The sequence below is a fragment of the Streptomyces sp. NPDC001858 genome, from assembly GCF_053594615.1.
In genome coordinates this window covers 73,242-87,774 of record NZ_JBSFEV010000038.1, presented here as the reverse complement: position 1 = coordinate 87,774, position 14,533 = coordinate 73,242, and the positions used below count along the sequence as shown (strand labels likewise).

The window sequence follows — 14,533 nt, the reverse complement described above, 5'->3', positions numbered from 1 at the left end:
GATAGGCGTCCTGCAGAAGAACCGGACCCCCAGGCCCAACGGTCAGCGAGTGTTCGTCGCTCTCCACCGGAGCGCCCGAATCAGTCGTGGTGGCGCTGTGGATCTCCGTCATGACACTCCTCTTTTTTCCGGGGTCCGCACTCGGCCCTTTCAGGACCCACCAAACGCGTGACCCCGAGCAGCCGTGTCAAACCTCCTCCGGGCAACGGTTCTCCCGGATACAGCCGCCCTCGACTGTCCGACCCGAATGGGCCCCGACACCCCCGGGCCGCCTCTCGAAAATTCTCTCGACGCTTTGGAATATTCGAAGCGGAACGGGTACCCGAGAAAATATGGATGAAATCGATCCGGTCCGCACCGCGGGGAGTCCACACCCGCGTCCTTCATCCCGCAAACCGCCAGCGGCCGACACTTCGGCCGGAGAGAGGAGAAGGCCGTGATAGTCCTCGGAGTCATCCTGCTCATCCTCGGATTCGCCTTCAGCATCGCGTTCCTGTGGACGATCGGGATCATCCTGCTCGTGATCGGGCTCATCCTGTTCCTCCTCGGCTCGGCCGGCCACGCCGTCGCAGGCCGGCGCCACTACTGGTAGCCCGCAGCCGGTCAGGCCGGCCACCGGATCCCCGGCCACTACCCGCCCCATTTCATGGACACGGACGGCATCCCTTCGCCGGAGGCCGAGCCAGCGATTTACAGTCGCGACGACGGCGCACCACGGCTCACATCACCGACGACCGGTCGCACCGAAACCGTCACCCGCTCTTCTTCAAGCCCCAGGTCAGCGACCCGGGGCTTGTTTCATAGGGGTGTCGTTGCTGCGGTTTGCGAGTACTCCCGCACCCCGAGATCGGGCCCCGCGCAACGGTCGTCGCGCCCAGAGGTAGAGATGCCCGGAAGCGCTGGCCGGCTTCGAGCAGCATCCCTCCGGACGGGGACTACCTCGTCACCACCACGTGGCGTGCCCTGTCGCCCTACCTGGTTCGCGACAGCGTGCAGACCGACCAAGGAGTACGGCCCGGACGGAAGGTGATCCCTGGTCAGTGCCGCCGAGCGCCATCCCGTCCTGGCCCAGGATGAGGACCTGGGGGCTCTCCTGCGACCTGTCATTCCTCGGCATCTCCAAGCCGCCATTTCTCTCGCACGCATGCTTTCCCACACGGTGTGCCCCTGGACGAGGGCGATCCACCCTCGTCCAGGGGCACGGTCCGGCAACGGAGGCTCAGTGCGCGGCGCGGCGGGCCAGCGCCCCGCGCGAGCGGGTCACCAGCGCGGCCAGCAGGGCGGCGCCGAGGGGCACGGCCACCAGGAGGGCGGCGAGTGTCTCCCAGGGGACGACGATCGGCACGTACGGCGGGGCGTCACCGGTGCCGCCCCAGCCATTGTCGAGAGCCTCCTGGTAGAAGCGCGTCTGCTCGCGCTCCTCGGTGAGCCGCAGCCCGACCGCGGGCAGGACACCGGCAGCCGAGCCGAGGACCACACCCATCGCGGCGACCACACCGCACTGGAAGCCGCTGAGCGTGCGGCGCACCCGGGGCGGGGCGCCGACCGCCGCGAGCGTCTTGAGATCGGCCTCCGCGTCGGCCTGGGCGAGACCGGTGGCGATGCCGGCCGCACCGATGGTGACCAGGCCGGCGAAGACGGTCAGCGCGAGCAGGACGAGCCCGTTCTCGTCGACCCAGCCCTGCTCCACGGTCAGCTCGACGTTGCTGCCGAGCTTGGCGATCTCGGCGTCGAGCTTCTGCCGCTCCTCGGTGTTGGGAATCCGGTCGGTGCTGAAGTAGGCGCCGAGGGGGACGGTGGTCAGTCCGGCGGCCTTGGCGGCGGCGGGGCTGAGCACGCTCTGCACTCCGTAGGAGTCGGGCGAGCCGGGCACCTGGTAGGCGGGGAAGGACTTCAGCTCGCCCGGGACCGGCTTGTTCTGCTCGGCGGCGCGGTCGGCGGCCTTCAGGTCGGTGATCAGCTTGATGCCGACGGTGCCGTTCCTGTCGACCTGGGGCTTGTGGAAGCTGAGGAGCTTTCCGTCGGCGAGGGCCTTGGCCGCGCCCGGGTCGTCGATGCCGAGGACCTTCAGGAGCGGGGCGTCGGCGATGAGGAGACCGCCCTCGACGTAGATGCCGTTGCCGTCGCCCGAGAGGCAGCGCCAGTCCTTGGCGAGCGCGCGCCGCTGCTCCTTGGTGTACTTCTCCGCCGGGTCGGAGCCGTCGGGGGTGCTGACCCACAGCGGGCACTCGTTGGCCGGCGGGGTGACGACCTCGAAGCGGCCACAGCCCTCGCCCTCGCCATACGGGGCGCAGCCGGGCTTGCCGACGGCGATCCGGAACACGTCGGCGCGGACGTCGACGGGCAGCGTCCGCTGCACGGCGTCGCGGACCTCGGGGACGTCCCGGCCGCCCTCCTCGGTGACGAGCGCGGCGACGGCCCCGTACGGCAGGCTGGCCCGGTACTCGGCCAGACTCTGGGCGTCGCGGCTCGCGGCGTACGTCGAGACGGCGACGGTGCCCGCGACGGCGGCCAGGACGGCGGCGACAGCGGGTGCCGTACGGCCCCGGTTGCGGACGGCGTCCCGCAGGGCGAGGCGCGGCGAGAGCGGCAGCCAGCGGCCGGCCCGGCCGAACAGGCCGACCAGGGCGGGCGTCATGGCGACCACACCCAGCTCGGCGATGGCCGAGCCACCCGCGACCAGGACGAACTGGTCGGAGACGACCGAGCCGTACAGGGCGATGGCCGCGCCGAGCAGGAAGGCGCCGAGGCCGATCAGCGGCAGCACGCGGTTGCTGCGGCGCACGCCGCGACGGCCGGTGAGGGAGGCCAGGACGGTCTGCCGGGAGGCGGTGACGGCCGGGACGATCGCGGAGAGCAGGCCGGTGAGGACGGCGAGCGCGGCGATGGCGAGCAGTTCCAGCGGCTTGACGGTGAAGCCGCCGAACCGCTGCCCCATGTAGTCCTCGAGGAGCGGCCGGAGGGCGAAGGTCAGGATCAGGGCGAGGACCGTGCCGACCAGGGCCGCCGCGACGCCGATGACGAGGCCGCCGCTCAGCATGATGGCCCGGATGTGGCTGCGGGCACCGCCGTTGGCGCCGACGAGGCCCAGCTGGCGGCGGGAACGACGGGCGCCGACGGCGAAGGCGGGACCGGCGAGCAGGCAGATCTCCAGCATCGCCAGACCGACGACCGTGCCCACGGCGGCGAGATCGGCGGCGTCGGCGGCCCCGCTGCTCTCGTAGTTGGCCCAGCCTTCCTTCTGGTAGAGCGGCACCTCGGAGTCGGCGGGCGGGTCGAGGGCCACGGCGCGCGAGGTGACCAGGACACCCTTGACGTTGATCGCCTGGACCGTGTTCCACGTGAAACCACCGGACTTCTTCACCAGGTAGGTGGTGGAGACGTCGGGCTTCGGCAGTCCGGCCTTCTCGACCGCCTTGGCGTACTGCGCGAGGAAGGCCCCCGGCAGGGCGTTGACCTGCTGTGCCGTGAGGTCGCTGGGCAGCTCGTACGAGCCGCTGATCACATAGGTGCGGTCGAAGCCGCGGGCGGTGAGGGTGGAGCCGACGGACAGCCCGCTGCTCTCCAGGAACCGGGTGGTCGCGGCGATCTCGTTGTTCTGCTCGGGGAAGCGGCCCTCCTGCAGCCGCATGATGCCCCGGGCGACGGGATCGGCGGCGGCCAGCTCACGGACCTCTGCCTGGAGCAGACCGTGCCTGGTGGTCAGCTTGGCGCTGCCCCCGCTGTCGGTCAGCACCGTCGAACCGGCCGGGATGGTCTTGGTGACATCGGTCGGGCCGTCGGGCCAGGACTTGCCCGGCGAGTCGTAGTCCCCGGCCGGGGTGTGCTGCTCGCCGTCGGGGTCCTGGAGGATGGCCACGCCGGCCGTCCCGGCGTCGGAGAAGCGAGCGTCGGCGGCACCCAGGGTGCGCTCCATCCGCTGCGCGGGGGTGAGTTCGGCGCTGCGCACGGTCAGGTCCAGGGCGCTCACGCCCAGGATCGGCAGCGCGATCATGGCGAGGACGAGGAAGCTGCGGCCCTTGGAGCGCCAGGCGTCACGGCGGGCGATGCGGACCGCGACCCGCCAGGAGTGGAACCAGGTCGTCACCGCTGGGCCGCCCGGCCGGTCAGGAGCGACTCGGCGTCGCTGCGTACGGTCTGGTCGACGACGGCGCCGTCCCGCAGGAAGACGACCCGGTCGGCCCATGCGGCGAACCGCGGCTCGTGGGTGACCATGACGCCGGCGGCTCCGGCGTCGCAGCGGGAGCGCAGCAGGGCCAGCACGGACTCGCCGGTCTCGGAGTCGAGGGCGCCGGTGGGCTCGTCGGCGAGGACGAGCCGGCGGTCGCCGACGAGGGCGCGGGCGATGGCCACGCGCTGCTGCTGGCCGCCGGACATCTCGTCGGGGAACCGGTCGGCGAGATGGCCGAGGTCCATCTCGGCGAGGGCGGCGAGGGCCTCGGTGCGGGCCTTGCGGGCCGATATGCCGTCAAGTTCGCGGGGCAGGGCCACGTTCTCGGCGGCGGTGAGGGCCGGGATGAGGTTGTAGTCCTGGAAGACGTAGCCGATGCTGCGGCGGCGCAGGGCTGCGAGCCCCTTGATGCCGAGGGCGGTGACGTCGGTGCCCTCGACGAAGACCTGCCCGGAGGTGGGGGTGTCGAGGCCGCCGGCAATGGTGAGCAGGGTGGACTTGCCGGAGCCCGACGGGCCCATGACGGCGACGAGTTCACCGGGGTGGACGTCGAGGTCGATGCCGCGCAGGGCGTGCACCTCGGTGGCGCCGGAGCCGTGGACGCGGGTCAGGTTCTGCAGACGCAGCACGGGCTGCTGCTGTGTGGACATGGTTCCCCCTCGGGCGTACGCCGGCGAACGGCCGGACGTCGGTGCGACGGACGGTCGTTAGCGGCGCCGTGCGTACGGTATGGGTCTGGTCGGGTGGTCGGAGTCTTCAGGTGCTACGGGTGGGTCGGGTGGAGCCGGTGGACTCGGTCGGCCCTGTGGATCCGGTCGTTCGGGTGCTCAAGGCCGGTCGTGAAGGGCGGAAATCACGGGCGGTGGCGTGCGGCCCCCTCTGCCCCGGCCCGCGTCCCCGTCCCCGCCGCTCCCGCTGCCGCTCCCGCTGCCGCCCCCGGCGAGGCCGGCTCCGGCCCCGCCGCCGGGGCGGTCGACGAGAGACGGATCAGCCGGGACTCGCAGTGGTCGAGCCAGCGCGCCTCGGCCTCGGTCTGGAAGATCAGCTGCTCCAGGACGAGGAGCCAGGCGATGTCGTCCCGCTCCCGGACCCCGTTCTTCTCCACGGCGGTGAGGGCCTGCGCCTTCAGCCGGGTGTAGTCCTGCATGGCCTTCACGGTGTGCCGGCGCTGGGACTGGATGACGTCACGAATGTCGACCCCGGGCGCCCCGACGGCCATGGCCAGCTTGATGGCCAGCTCGTCACGGGCCGGGCTGGTGCGGTCGACGGGGTTCTCGAACCAGCTGCGAAGTTCGACGCGACCGCTGTCGGTGATCGCGTAGAGCGGGTGGCCGGCCTCGTCCTCGCCGTCCTGCACGACCATGCCGTCGCGTTCGAGCCGGCTGAGCGTCGTGTAGACCTGACCCACGTTGAGCGGCCAGGTGGAGCCGGTGCGGGACTCGAACTCCGTACGGAGCTGTGAGCCGTAGCGCGGGCCGTGTTCGAGGAGGGCGAGAAGCCCGTGGCGGATGGACATACCGAGTATGTATACCGAGTAAGTCCGCGTGGACAACCCTCCTGAGGCGGACGCCGGAGGTCCGACTCAAGGGGGACCCGGGCCGTCGCGAGCCGCTCAGCGGCGGCGCATCCGCACCCCGAGGAAGCCGATGCCGAGGCCCACCAGAGCCAGCCCCACGCGCAGTGTGAACACGGGAATCCGCCGGTCGGAGAGGTCGAGGGGGGCCTCGGTGCCGGTCCGGTGAGCGGCCACCGACAGCTCCGCGGGCGAGCTCTCGGCGGCCGGGGCGTCCGTCTTGGGTGCCGCCTCGACCCCCTCGTCCGGCTCCTCGGCGGGCTCCTCCTCTGTTGCCGTTTTAGTACGAGCGGGCTTCACCGGGCTCGTGGAGGACGGCGAGCCGGAGGGGTCGGCCGGTCGGCCGGGCCGCTCCCGACCCTCCCCCGCCGGCGCCCCCGAGGGAGGCGAAGTCGCTGGGCGCGGGCGCGTCGGGCGGCCCCGACGGCTCGGGGGCCGCCGGACGGGCGGGTCCGGAGGGTCCGGAGGGTCCGGCGGGTCCGGCGGGTCCGGCGGGTCCGGCGGGTCCGGCGGGTCCGGCGGGTCCGGCGGGTCCGGCGGGTCCGGCGGGTCCGGAGGAAGGCGACGCCGACGGGGCGGACGGGCGATCGGGCGGGGTGGGTGCGGCGTTCGTGGCCGCGGAACCGTTCGGAGCGGGAGCGTGAGCGGGCAGTGCGGGGGAGACCGTCGCCGTGGCCGGGCGCGAGGGGGCCGGCGGGCGCGGGACGGACGGGATGGTGGGCGGCCCGGAGGGGTGCCTCACGGCAGCGGGCGGCCTCCGGCCCGAAGGCGCCGGCGCTCCGCACGGCGCGGGGCGCGCCCTCGCCCTCGTGCGCATCGGCCTCGTGCGCATCGGCCTCGTGCGCATCGAGGCCCAAGGAGTCCTCAACCCGCAGCAGGATGCTTGATGCGCGCCACTGCATCCGAAAGACGCCATGTGTGCAGTCGCGACGGCCTCACTCGGCTGCCGTTCGAGTCGGAGCCACTCCCGGTCTCTGGCAGCCAACCGGAGGCCCTGATCTCCCCCATCCCTGCGTCGTGCCCATAGCGTGCCCTTCAGAGCGGACAACCACGGTCAACAACGGTGCAACCAGTCCCTCACACCTGCCGCCTGACAACGAATCTGCCCAGTTCAGCTGCCCTATGGCCGCCCAAGCGCCGTCGCTTCCCAAGCTGAGACCGCGAGTTCGATTCTCGTCACCCGCTCCATAGCCAAGGCCCAGGTCAGCACCGACCGGGGCCTTTTTGCTGCGCTCTGCGATCGCTCCCCAGCGCGCCGGACTCGCGACTCGCGTCAGAACGTTGATCGTCGGGGGGTGCCTCCCGTTTGAGCCGCAGCCGCAGCTTCTCGCAACGGCCGGCGAGGCTCGACGCTGAGTCGGCACTAGCCCAGATCGTCACGCATCGAGCGCTGAAGATTCTTGAGCTCACGAAAGAATGTGCCTGCTGCATCTCCATACTCCGGAGAACCGACTATGACTTGCTCAGAAGTCAGGAGCTCTCGTATCGCACGTAGAGCTATGTAGACCTTCTCAGCTTCATCGAATATGTGATCTGGAGCAATGATTCCTAACTCACGTAGAGTTGACTTTGCGTCAGCTCCATTGGAGTCATCGCTGAAGGACCGATAGATCGTGAGTCGCCGACCCGAAAGGGAAGGGTCGTCCTGCGCAGCTGTGACCATCCGGCTGTGAGTCTGGGTAAGCGAAACGACAAAGCGGGCATAAGATGCCTGTTTCGCCTCAAGCCATCGATGGTTTTCCTCTCGCCGCGAGCGAAGTACGTCCGTGATCGACGTGGCCGCGATACCGAATATGGCTCCGATGGCCGCAACGGCCAGAGTCCCCCACTCCACAGAAGAACAGTAGAAGTTCCCGCTCTGGAGGTCCAGAGCGGGTGCGCGCCATGAGTCCGTATCGAGGGCGGCGGCCGCGGGGTGGTTGCCCAGGGCCGGTTCGGCCGGTCTTCGTGTGGGTTCAGCGACTGCGGAGCAGGTTCTCGGTGTAGGCGGCCAGGCGGGCGGCGGCGTCGGGGTCGAGCGTCTTCAGGGACTTCTCGACCGGTCTGCCCCGGTCGATCGCGCAGAGCGAGTCCGTCGGCGGTCGATCGATCCACTGGACGATCGGTTGGACCGCGTCGGCAACCGGGCGGGCGACGAACTTCGCCAGCAATCTGATCGATCCGCGGACCAATGGATTCGGGTGGCCGTCGGCCCCGCTACGGGTGAATCCAGGGTGATAGAGAACGTAGCGCGCCTTGCTCTCGGCCTGGCCGGCGAACGCGACGCCCAGCAGGTCGTTCGCCCGGCCCGCTTGAAGCTGGGCACGCACCTGGCCGTAGCGGCGCGTCAGTTGGGGATCGTCCCAGTAGATCCGGCCCGCGGTGTTTCCGACCCCGGCCACGTTGATGATCACCGGATCGGGACTGGCGTCTAGTAGCGGGCGCAATCGGTGACTGAGCAGATAGCGGCTCAGGTAATAGAGGGCGAAGGTGGACTCCAGGCCGTCCGCGGTCTCCTTGCGCTTCGGGCTTATCCGGTTGGCGAACAGCGCCAGCGCATCGACGGTGTCGTATTGCTCCCCAATGAGGGCGATCACTCGCTCGGTCTCGGCGATCGAGGACAAGTCCGCCTGCAAGAACCGCAGGTTCGGATGCGCGACCTCGTCGAGCAGGGCACGCCCCTTGGCCGCATTGCTGCCGATCACGTTGACGTGGTCACCCCTCGCGATCCGTTCCAGGGCGGTCGCGCGGCCCATACCGTCGGTGCCACCGCTGATGATCACGGTCTTCGGTGGTTGGCTCGGCACGGTGTCCTCCATAGGCTCGGCATCGACTGATCCATCGTGAGCCGCCCCGTCGCAGGCTGAAAGAAGGCAGTTTCATGTCCGGTACGAACACAGGTGTTCCCTCGGTACTCGCCCACGAGCTCCCTCGCCCTGTGCCGGCCGACGAGTTCGCCGCGTGCCCGGTCGGTGATGTGTTCCGGCGCGTGGGCGACAAGTGGAGCATGCTGCTGGTGGTCCTGCTCGGGGGGCGCTCGTACCGGTACAACGAGTTGCACCGGTCCATTGAAGGCATCAGTCAGCGCATGCTGACCCGCACGCTGCGCGGCCTGGAAACCGACGGGCTGGTGCGGCGCGAGGTGCTCCCGACTGTGCCGCCCAGCGTCGAGTACAGCCTGACCCCGCTGGGGCGCACTCTGCTCCAACCGTTGTCAGCACTGGCCGACTGGGCGGTGCGACACGAGGCAGAGATCAACGAGGCCCGATCCCGCCACCTCGGCGGCTCCTAGCTACTTGGCCTCAGGACGTCCGGGCTTCCGCGGTGGTGACCTGCGCGGAGTGCTGGTGTGAGTCGTCCGCGGCCGTCACGGTGGGGGGTGGGCCTCGGCAGCCGGGAGTGGTGGCGATGTTGCAACACCTCGACGCACATCGGCTCGACATCCTCTCGACCTCGAAATTGACCTGGAAGGCCAGGAGTTGAGTGCCCATCTGGACAAATGACCCATCGCACGGCTCAGGGGCACAGCGACACCGGTGTGTGACAGGCGCGGCCCCGTTTCCGGGGCGGCAGGCCCTACTCTGATCCCCGTGAGGCAGGCAGACGCTGGGAAGGACGATCGGCGATGACGCCCCTGAACACCGGGGACCCGGAGTCCATAGGCGGGTACACCCTTCTCGGTCGGCTCGGGGCGGGCGGCATGGGAGTCGTCTATCTGGGAGTCTCCGCCTCGGGACGGCAAGTCGCGGTCAAGCTCGTGCGCGAGCCGTACGCCCAGGAGGAAGAGTTCCGGACTCGCTTCCGGCAGGAGATCGGGGCGGCGCGCAGAGTGAGCGGCGCCTTCACCGCGCCTGTCGTGGACGCCGACCCGGACGCCGACCGGCCGTGGATGGCGACGCTCTACGTGCCGGGGCGCAACCTTGCCGAAGTCGTGGAGAAGGACGGCCCGCTGAGCCAGCGGGAACTGCGCGCGCTGGGGCTGGGGCTCACCGAGGCGCTGCGCGACATCCAGCGGGTGGGCCTGGTGCACCGGGACCTCAAACCGAGCAACGTCCTGATGACCGAGGACGGGCCGCGCGTCATCGACTTCGGCATATCGCGGGCTTCCGACCACCAAAGCCTCACCATGACCGGGCGGATGATCGGCACTCCGCCCTTCATGTCGCCGGAACAACTGGCCTCCCCCCGGGACGTCACCCCGGCCTCGGACGTGTTCTCGCTGGGGTCGCTGCTGGTGTTCGCGGCCGTCGGCACGGGACCGTTCGACGCCAAGAGCCCGTATATAACCGGCTATCAGGTGGTCTTCGGGACCCCGGACCTCGGCGGCGTGCCCGAAGCCCTCCTCGACATTGTCGAGCGCTGCCTGGACAAGGACCCCGCCGCACGGCCGGAACTGACGGACATACACCGCATGCTCCAGGCGCTGCCGGAATCCGACGTCATCGGGTCGCCGAAGACCGGGCAGTCCGCGAAACGCCGGCGCCGCCCCACCTCCCGGAGCGCGGCCGCCACCTCCGCGGGCGCCGCGACCGGCACAGCCACCGGCTCCGGCTCCGGCTCCGGCTCCGGCAAGCGACGCCGAGCCCGGATGCTGCTCACCGGCCTCGGCGCGGTGGTGGCCGTCACAGGGCTGTGTGTCGGCGTGGGCGTCTTCGTGTCCGATCCGGCCGCCACCACCACCGCCTCCGACGCCACAGCCACCGCCTCCGCCACGGGCGCCGCCCGTGCCGCGTCACTGCCCGACGGCTGGCGGTCGTGGCGCACGGATCTGCGGTACGACGTGAAGGGAATTCCTCTCGACTACGGCAGCCCCGGATGCGTGACGGAGGGAAGCGCCCTGTTCTGTGGCGGTACGGGCGTCACGGTCGCCAAGATCGACGCGGCCTCCGGCCGCACCCTGTGGCGGACCGGCACCCGCCCTCAGGGAGCGCAGCCGATCGGCGTTCGCGACGGGCTGGTCTATGCGTACGAGGATCCGGACGACAAGACCAGGCGCGTGGTGGCCCTCGACGCCGCTACCGGGCACCGGCGGTGGCAACGCGACATCAACAGGTCCGAGAACGCGGTCCTGTACGACGGCGGGTTGCTGACCCTGTCCCCCGACTACTCGTCGTTCGTGGCCTACGGGCCTAGCGGCAAGGAACTGTGGCAGGCGCCCTCGCTGGACGAGTACTGCACTCCGTCGGCGCTGGGAGGCGTCCCCTACGCCCTGTGCTCGCAGGGCAACGAGCCCGGCCAGGCCCCGGTCGAGCTGATGAAGCTCGGCCCCGGCAGCCTGACCGAAACGGCCACCCTGCCCAAGAAGGCGGAAGCGCTCGGCGCGGTCGGCGGGCAACTCGTGTTCCGCGCTCCTCAGACCGCGAAGGACGTGTACGACGCCGGGTACGAACGGCCGTACAACGCGCTGCTCCTGGTGGACTCGGACACCGGGCAGGTCAGACGGATACCGCTGGCTCGTCCGCTGACCGGCGCGGCCACCCTCGTGGACGGCGTCGTCTACTTCGTCCGGTCCGACGGGTCGGTCACCGCGGTGTCGGCGGACAGCGGCAGACAGCTCTGGCAGAAGGTGACGGACGTGGAGAGTCTGTCCGCGCCCGCGGTGTCGGCGACGTACAAGCGGGTCTATTTCTGCAACCGCTTCGGCCGTCTGCTGGCACTGGACAGTCGCACCGGAGCGGAGGTTTGGCGCACCTCCGCACTGGACGTCCTCGGGGAGAAAGTGCAGAGCTACCCGCCGCGAGTGCTGCTCGTCGAGGACGCGATCGTGGCGATGGCCGGAGACACGGCCTTCTCCCGGAGCCCTGACGGGCCCACCTGACCGGCCGAGGCAACCACCGCGCACCGTGCGGATCACCCCGGCGACCAGGAGTGTCGAGGCGGTCGGGCACTACCGTGGATCCATGACGGCTCCTTTGGACGTGCTCGTGGTCGGCGCAGGACCAACCGGGCTCGCCCTCGCCGCGCAGCTGCGGAGCTACGGCACCGCTCTCCGGATCGTCGACCGCTGCCTGGACCGGGTCCATGAGTCGCGCGCGCTGGTGATCCAGCCACGCACTCTCGAAGCGCTCGCTCCGTTCGGGGTGACCGGCGAACTGGTCGGACGCGGCAACCCCGCGATGCAGCTGAGGATGCATCTTCCACAGCGGGTGGTGCGGATTCCGTTGTTCGACATCGGGCTCGCCGACACCGCGTACCCGTTTCTGCTGTTCCTTTCGCAGGCGGAGACCGAGGGCGTCCTGTCGGAGCATCTGAGGGACCGGGGCGTGGACGTCGAGCGCGGCACGGAACTGATCCGTCTGGAGCGCACGGGCTCGTCCGTCGCCTGTCGGCTCCGGCGCGGCGACGGCACCGAGGAGACCGTGGTGGCGCGATACGTCGTGGGCTGCGACGGCGCTCACAGCACGGTGCGGGCACAGGCCGGCATCGGCTTCGAGGGGTACGCCTACCCACAGACCTTCGTGCTTGCCGACCTGGAGGTCGATGGGCTGGAGCCCGGGGCGGTGCACACGTACCTGATCGGGGCCGGGATGTTGTTCTTCTTCCCGCTCGGCTCGCCGGCCGGCTGGCGGATGCTGGCGATGCGCCCGCCGGGCTCCCCGGGCTCCCCGGACGCCGAGGTGAATCTCAGGCTTCTGCAGGAGATCACCGACCGATACGTCGACGACCGGCTGGCGTTGCGCGACCCGGTGTGGATGACCGACTTCCGTCTCCACAACCGGGGAGCCGCCAGCTACCGCTCGGGGCCCTTCTTCCTCGCCGGGGACGCGGCACACATCCACAGCCCGGCCGGCGGCCAGGGCATGAACACCGGTATCCAGGACGCACTCAACCTGGGCTGGAAACTCGCTCTCGTATGCCAGGGCAGGGCACCGGAGGAACTGCTGCAGACGTACGAGGCCGAGCGCGCCCCGGTCGGCCGCAGCGTGCTGCGCTTCACCGACCGAGCGTTCACCATCGCCACCAGCAGCAACCCCGTCATCCGCTTCGCCCGCACCCGGCTCGCGCCGCGCTTGGCTCCGTTGGCGCTGCGCGCGACAGGACCCCGCGGGCGGGTCTTCCGTACGGTTTCCGAGTTGGGCATCCACTACCGGCGAAGCCCCGCCTCCACGGCGGGCTCGCGGCCACCCAGGGTGGGGCCGAGGGCGGGAGACCGGCTGCCCGACCTGCCTCGTGGGCTCCAAGCGCGGTGTGCGCGGCCGGGCTGGCACCTGCTCCTGTCCGGGCCGCCCGCCCTCTGGCCCGACGAACGCTTCGCCGCAGTCCTGCGCGGACGGGACGACCTGATCGGCGTCCATCGGCTCGGCGGAGAGAGCCCGTGGCCGGACGTCGCCCTGGGGCTCGTACGCCCTGACGGCTATCTCGGCTACGTCGCGCGCGGTGCCCAGTTGGAAGGGCTCCGCGCCTACGTCGAGCGTTGGCTGCCCGCACCGCACGATTGATTCGTGCGGTGCGATGACGCCCCCAGGGAGCGGCGGCAGGCGAATCATATTTCTACTCAGGAGATTTGAGAAGACAATTCATTCGGCCCATAACGTGCAGAGCGGGGCGCGAATTACATTAATTACGAAACGCTCTCCTCAGTATTTCTCTCACGGCAGGGTCACTCATTTGCCGCGCATCCGGAGCAGGGGGGCGGCGTTAGCGGGACATGACGAAAGAAAGGCTCCAGGGCCTGCCTCGACGCAACCTGAGGACGGATAATCCGTCTGCGGCCCGTGATCTGACAGTGGGGAAATACACTTTCCCGCCTGATGCGACACACTCGGCGCTCGCGGTACAGGGCACCGTGATCGGGGACGGTGCCTGGGTCGAACGTCAGGTTGCCGAGCCGCTGCTTCGCGAGTTCCTTGCGCTGCTGGAGGAAATCCAGGAGGAACTCAACTCGCGGTGGAACGGCCAGGAGTACGCGGGCCGCCACATGGACCGCGCCCGACGGGCGCCTTCCTATGAATCATGAATATGCAGATCCTTCCTTTGAGCGGCGTGCCTGGTATTCCGACACATACTCCTATGGGTCGGACACCGGCTGGAACGAACCTGTCGACAGCGTGCACGCAGGGGTTCCCCTGACCCCACCCGACGCGGGCTGGGACCCGGTTGAGGAACTCGCCTATCTCATGCAGGAGGCGGTTCCGGCGGAGCAGCCGGCCAGGGTGCCGCCACCTCGCGTCGAGTCCTCAGCCGGCGTCGACTTCGCCGACCCGATGGAGGGCCTGGGGCAGCTCGCCTCTCAGTTGCCGCCCACCCGCCGCTCTTCCGCCGGGCATCGCAAGATCCCGGGTCGGAGAGTCCGACTCAAGTGGTTGCGGACCGGCAGCTTCGTCATCGTCGCACTCGTCGCCGTCATCGTGGCGATGGTCAGCGTCTTCGGCGGCATTGTGGCCTACAGGCCGCTGCAGAACATCACGTCCGGAACGGGAGGTGGAATGGTTCCTTCGTGGCCTCTTCTTGTGTACGGGCCTTGGACCGTGGCCTCTCTCTCCATTCTCCGAACCGCCCTGCATCAGCGCCGAGCTGTGCACTCATGGTTCATCGTTCTGCTCTTCTCCTCCGTCGCGATAATGCTGTGCGTAGCACAGGCAGACATGACCTTCACCGGTATCGCCGGGGCTTCCCTGCCCGCCCTCGCGTCCCTCGCATGCTTCCAGCAACTCGTCCGGCAGATCACGCTGACCCTGCCACCGCGCCAGGGAACACGCCGCCACCGCCAGTAGCGGCCGAGTCCGGCGGGTCCGTGTGGGCATCCGGCCACGGAGATCGCCGACGCGGATGAGGACATGGCCGCCGACGGACCGTCGCAGGGTGCGCCG

Annotated in this window: 12 protein-coding genes and 1 pseudogene; 7 read left to right on the top strand and 6 right to left on the bottom strand. The window is 69.9% G+C overall.

Annotated features, from left to right (window positions below; translation table 11 throughout):
* Nucleotides 1-436: 436 nt before the first annotated feature.
* Nucleotides 437-592, top strand: a complete 156-nt coding sequence (locus tag ACWCPF_RS36715) for a DUF6131 family protein (protein WP_451049456.1) — start codon at nucleotides 437-439, stop codon at nucleotides 590-592.
* A 417-nt stretch (nucleotides 593-1,009) separates the two neighbouring features.
* Here ACWCPF_RS36715 and ACWCPF_RS36710 read toward each other — a convergent pair.
* From ACWCPF_RS36710 to ACWCPF_RS36690, 5 genes and pseudogenes are all read right to left on the bottom strand, one after another.
* A pseudogene (locus tag ACWCPF_RS36710) lies at nucleotides 1,010-1,123 on the bottom strand (DUF2587 domain-containing protein); the annotation flags it as partial.
* 96 nt (nucleotides 1,124-1,219) lie between these two features.
* A complete protein-coding gene (locus ACWCPF_RS36705; protein ID WP_451049455.1) occupies nucleotides 1,220-4,087 on the bottom strand; it encodes an FtsX-like permease family protein in 2,868 nt (955 codons plus the stop codon).
* The gene (locus ACWCPF_RS36700) at nucleotides 4,084-4,821 is read right to left on the bottom strand and encodes an ABC transporter ATP-binding protein (protein ID WP_086748115.1); all 738 of its coding nucleotides are present in this window, start codon (nucleotides 4,819-4,821) and stop codon (nucleotides 4,084-4,086) included. Before ACWCPF_RS36700 ends, ACWCPF_RS36705 begins: the two co-directional genes overlap by 4 nt.
* A gap of 203 nt (nucleotides 4,822-5,024) precedes the next feature.
* Nucleotides 5,025-5,687 carry a PadR family transcriptional regulator gene (locus tag ACWCPF_RS36695; protein WP_451049454.1) on the bottom strand — a complete coding sequence of 221 codons (663 nt, stop codon included), beginning with the start codon at nucleotides 5,685-5,687 and terminating at the stop codon, nucleotides 5,025-5,027.
* A gap of 96 nt (nucleotides 5,688-5,783) precedes the next feature.
* A complete protein-coding gene (locus ACWCPF_RS36690; RefSeq protein WP_451049453.1) occupies nucleotides 5,784-6,044 on the bottom strand; it encodes a hypothetical protein in 261 nt (86 codons plus the stop codon).
* Between the two features lie 371 nt (nucleotides 6,045-6,415).
* Here ACWCPF_RS36690 and ACWCPF_RS36685 point away from each other — a divergent pair, with 371 nt between their 5' ends.
* Nucleotides 6,416-6,631, top strand: a complete 216-nt coding sequence (locus ACWCPF_RS36685) for a hypothetical protein (protein ID WP_451049452.1) — start codon at nucleotides 6,416-6,418, stop codon at nucleotides 6,629-6,631.
* Between the two features lie 1,068 nt (nucleotides 6,632-7,699).
* On the opposite strand, the gene ACWCPF_RS36680 is transcribed toward ACWCPF_RS36685, so the two are convergent.
* Nucleotides 7,700-8,542, bottom strand: a complete 843-nt coding sequence (locus ACWCPF_RS36680) for an SDR family NAD(P)-dependent oxidoreductase (protein ID WP_451049451.1) — start codon at nucleotides 8,540-8,542, stop codon at nucleotides 7,700-7,702.
* A 62-nt stretch (nucleotides 8,543-8,604) separates the two neighbouring features.
* On the opposite strand from ACWCPF_RS36680, the gene ACWCPF_RS36675 reads away from it, so the two are divergent.
* The 5 genes from ACWCPF_RS36675 to ACWCPF_RS36655 all read left to right on the top strand — a co-directional run bounded on the left by ACWCPF_RS36675 (nucleotide 8,605) and on the right by ACWCPF_RS36655 (nucleotide 14,437).
* The gene (locus ACWCPF_RS36675; protein ID WP_451049450.1) at nucleotides 8,605-9,015 is read left to right on the top strand and encodes a winged helix-turn-helix transcriptional regulator; all 411 of its coding nucleotides are present in this window, start codon (nucleotides 8,605-8,607) and stop codon (nucleotides 9,013-9,015) included.
* A gap of 333 nt (nucleotides 9,016-9,348) precedes the next feature.
* On the top strand, nucleotides 9,349-11,541 hold the full coding sequence (locus ACWCPF_RS36670) for a protein kinase domain-containing protein (protein WP_451049449.1): 2,193 nt from the start codon (nucleotides 9,349-9,351) through the stop codon (nucleotides 11,539-11,541).
* Between the two features lie 82 nt (nucleotides 11,542-11,623).
* Nucleotides 11,624-13,162: an FAD-dependent monooxygenase gene (locus ACWCPF_RS36665; RefSeq protein ID WP_451049448.1), complete on the top strand. Its 1,539-nt coding sequence runs from the start codon at nucleotides 11,624-11,626 to the stop codon at nucleotides 13,160-13,162.
* A 287-nt stretch (nucleotides 13,163-13,449) separates the two neighbouring features.
* Nucleotides 13,450-13,680 carry a hypothetical protein gene (locus ACWCPF_RS36660; protein ID WP_451049447.1) on the top strand — a complete coding sequence of 77 codons (231 nt, stop codon included), beginning with the start codon at nucleotides 13,450-13,452 and terminating at the stop codon, nucleotides 13,678-13,680.
* Nucleotides 13,670-14,437, top strand: coding sequence for a DUF2637 domain-containing protein (locus ACWCPF_RS36655; RefSeq protein ID WP_451049446.1), 768 nt, complete (start codon nucleotides 13,670-13,672; stop codon nucleotides 14,435-14,437). Before ACWCPF_RS36660 ends, ACWCPF_RS36655 begins: the two co-directional genes overlap by 11 nt.
* Nucleotides 14,438-14,533: the final 96 nt, after the last annotated feature.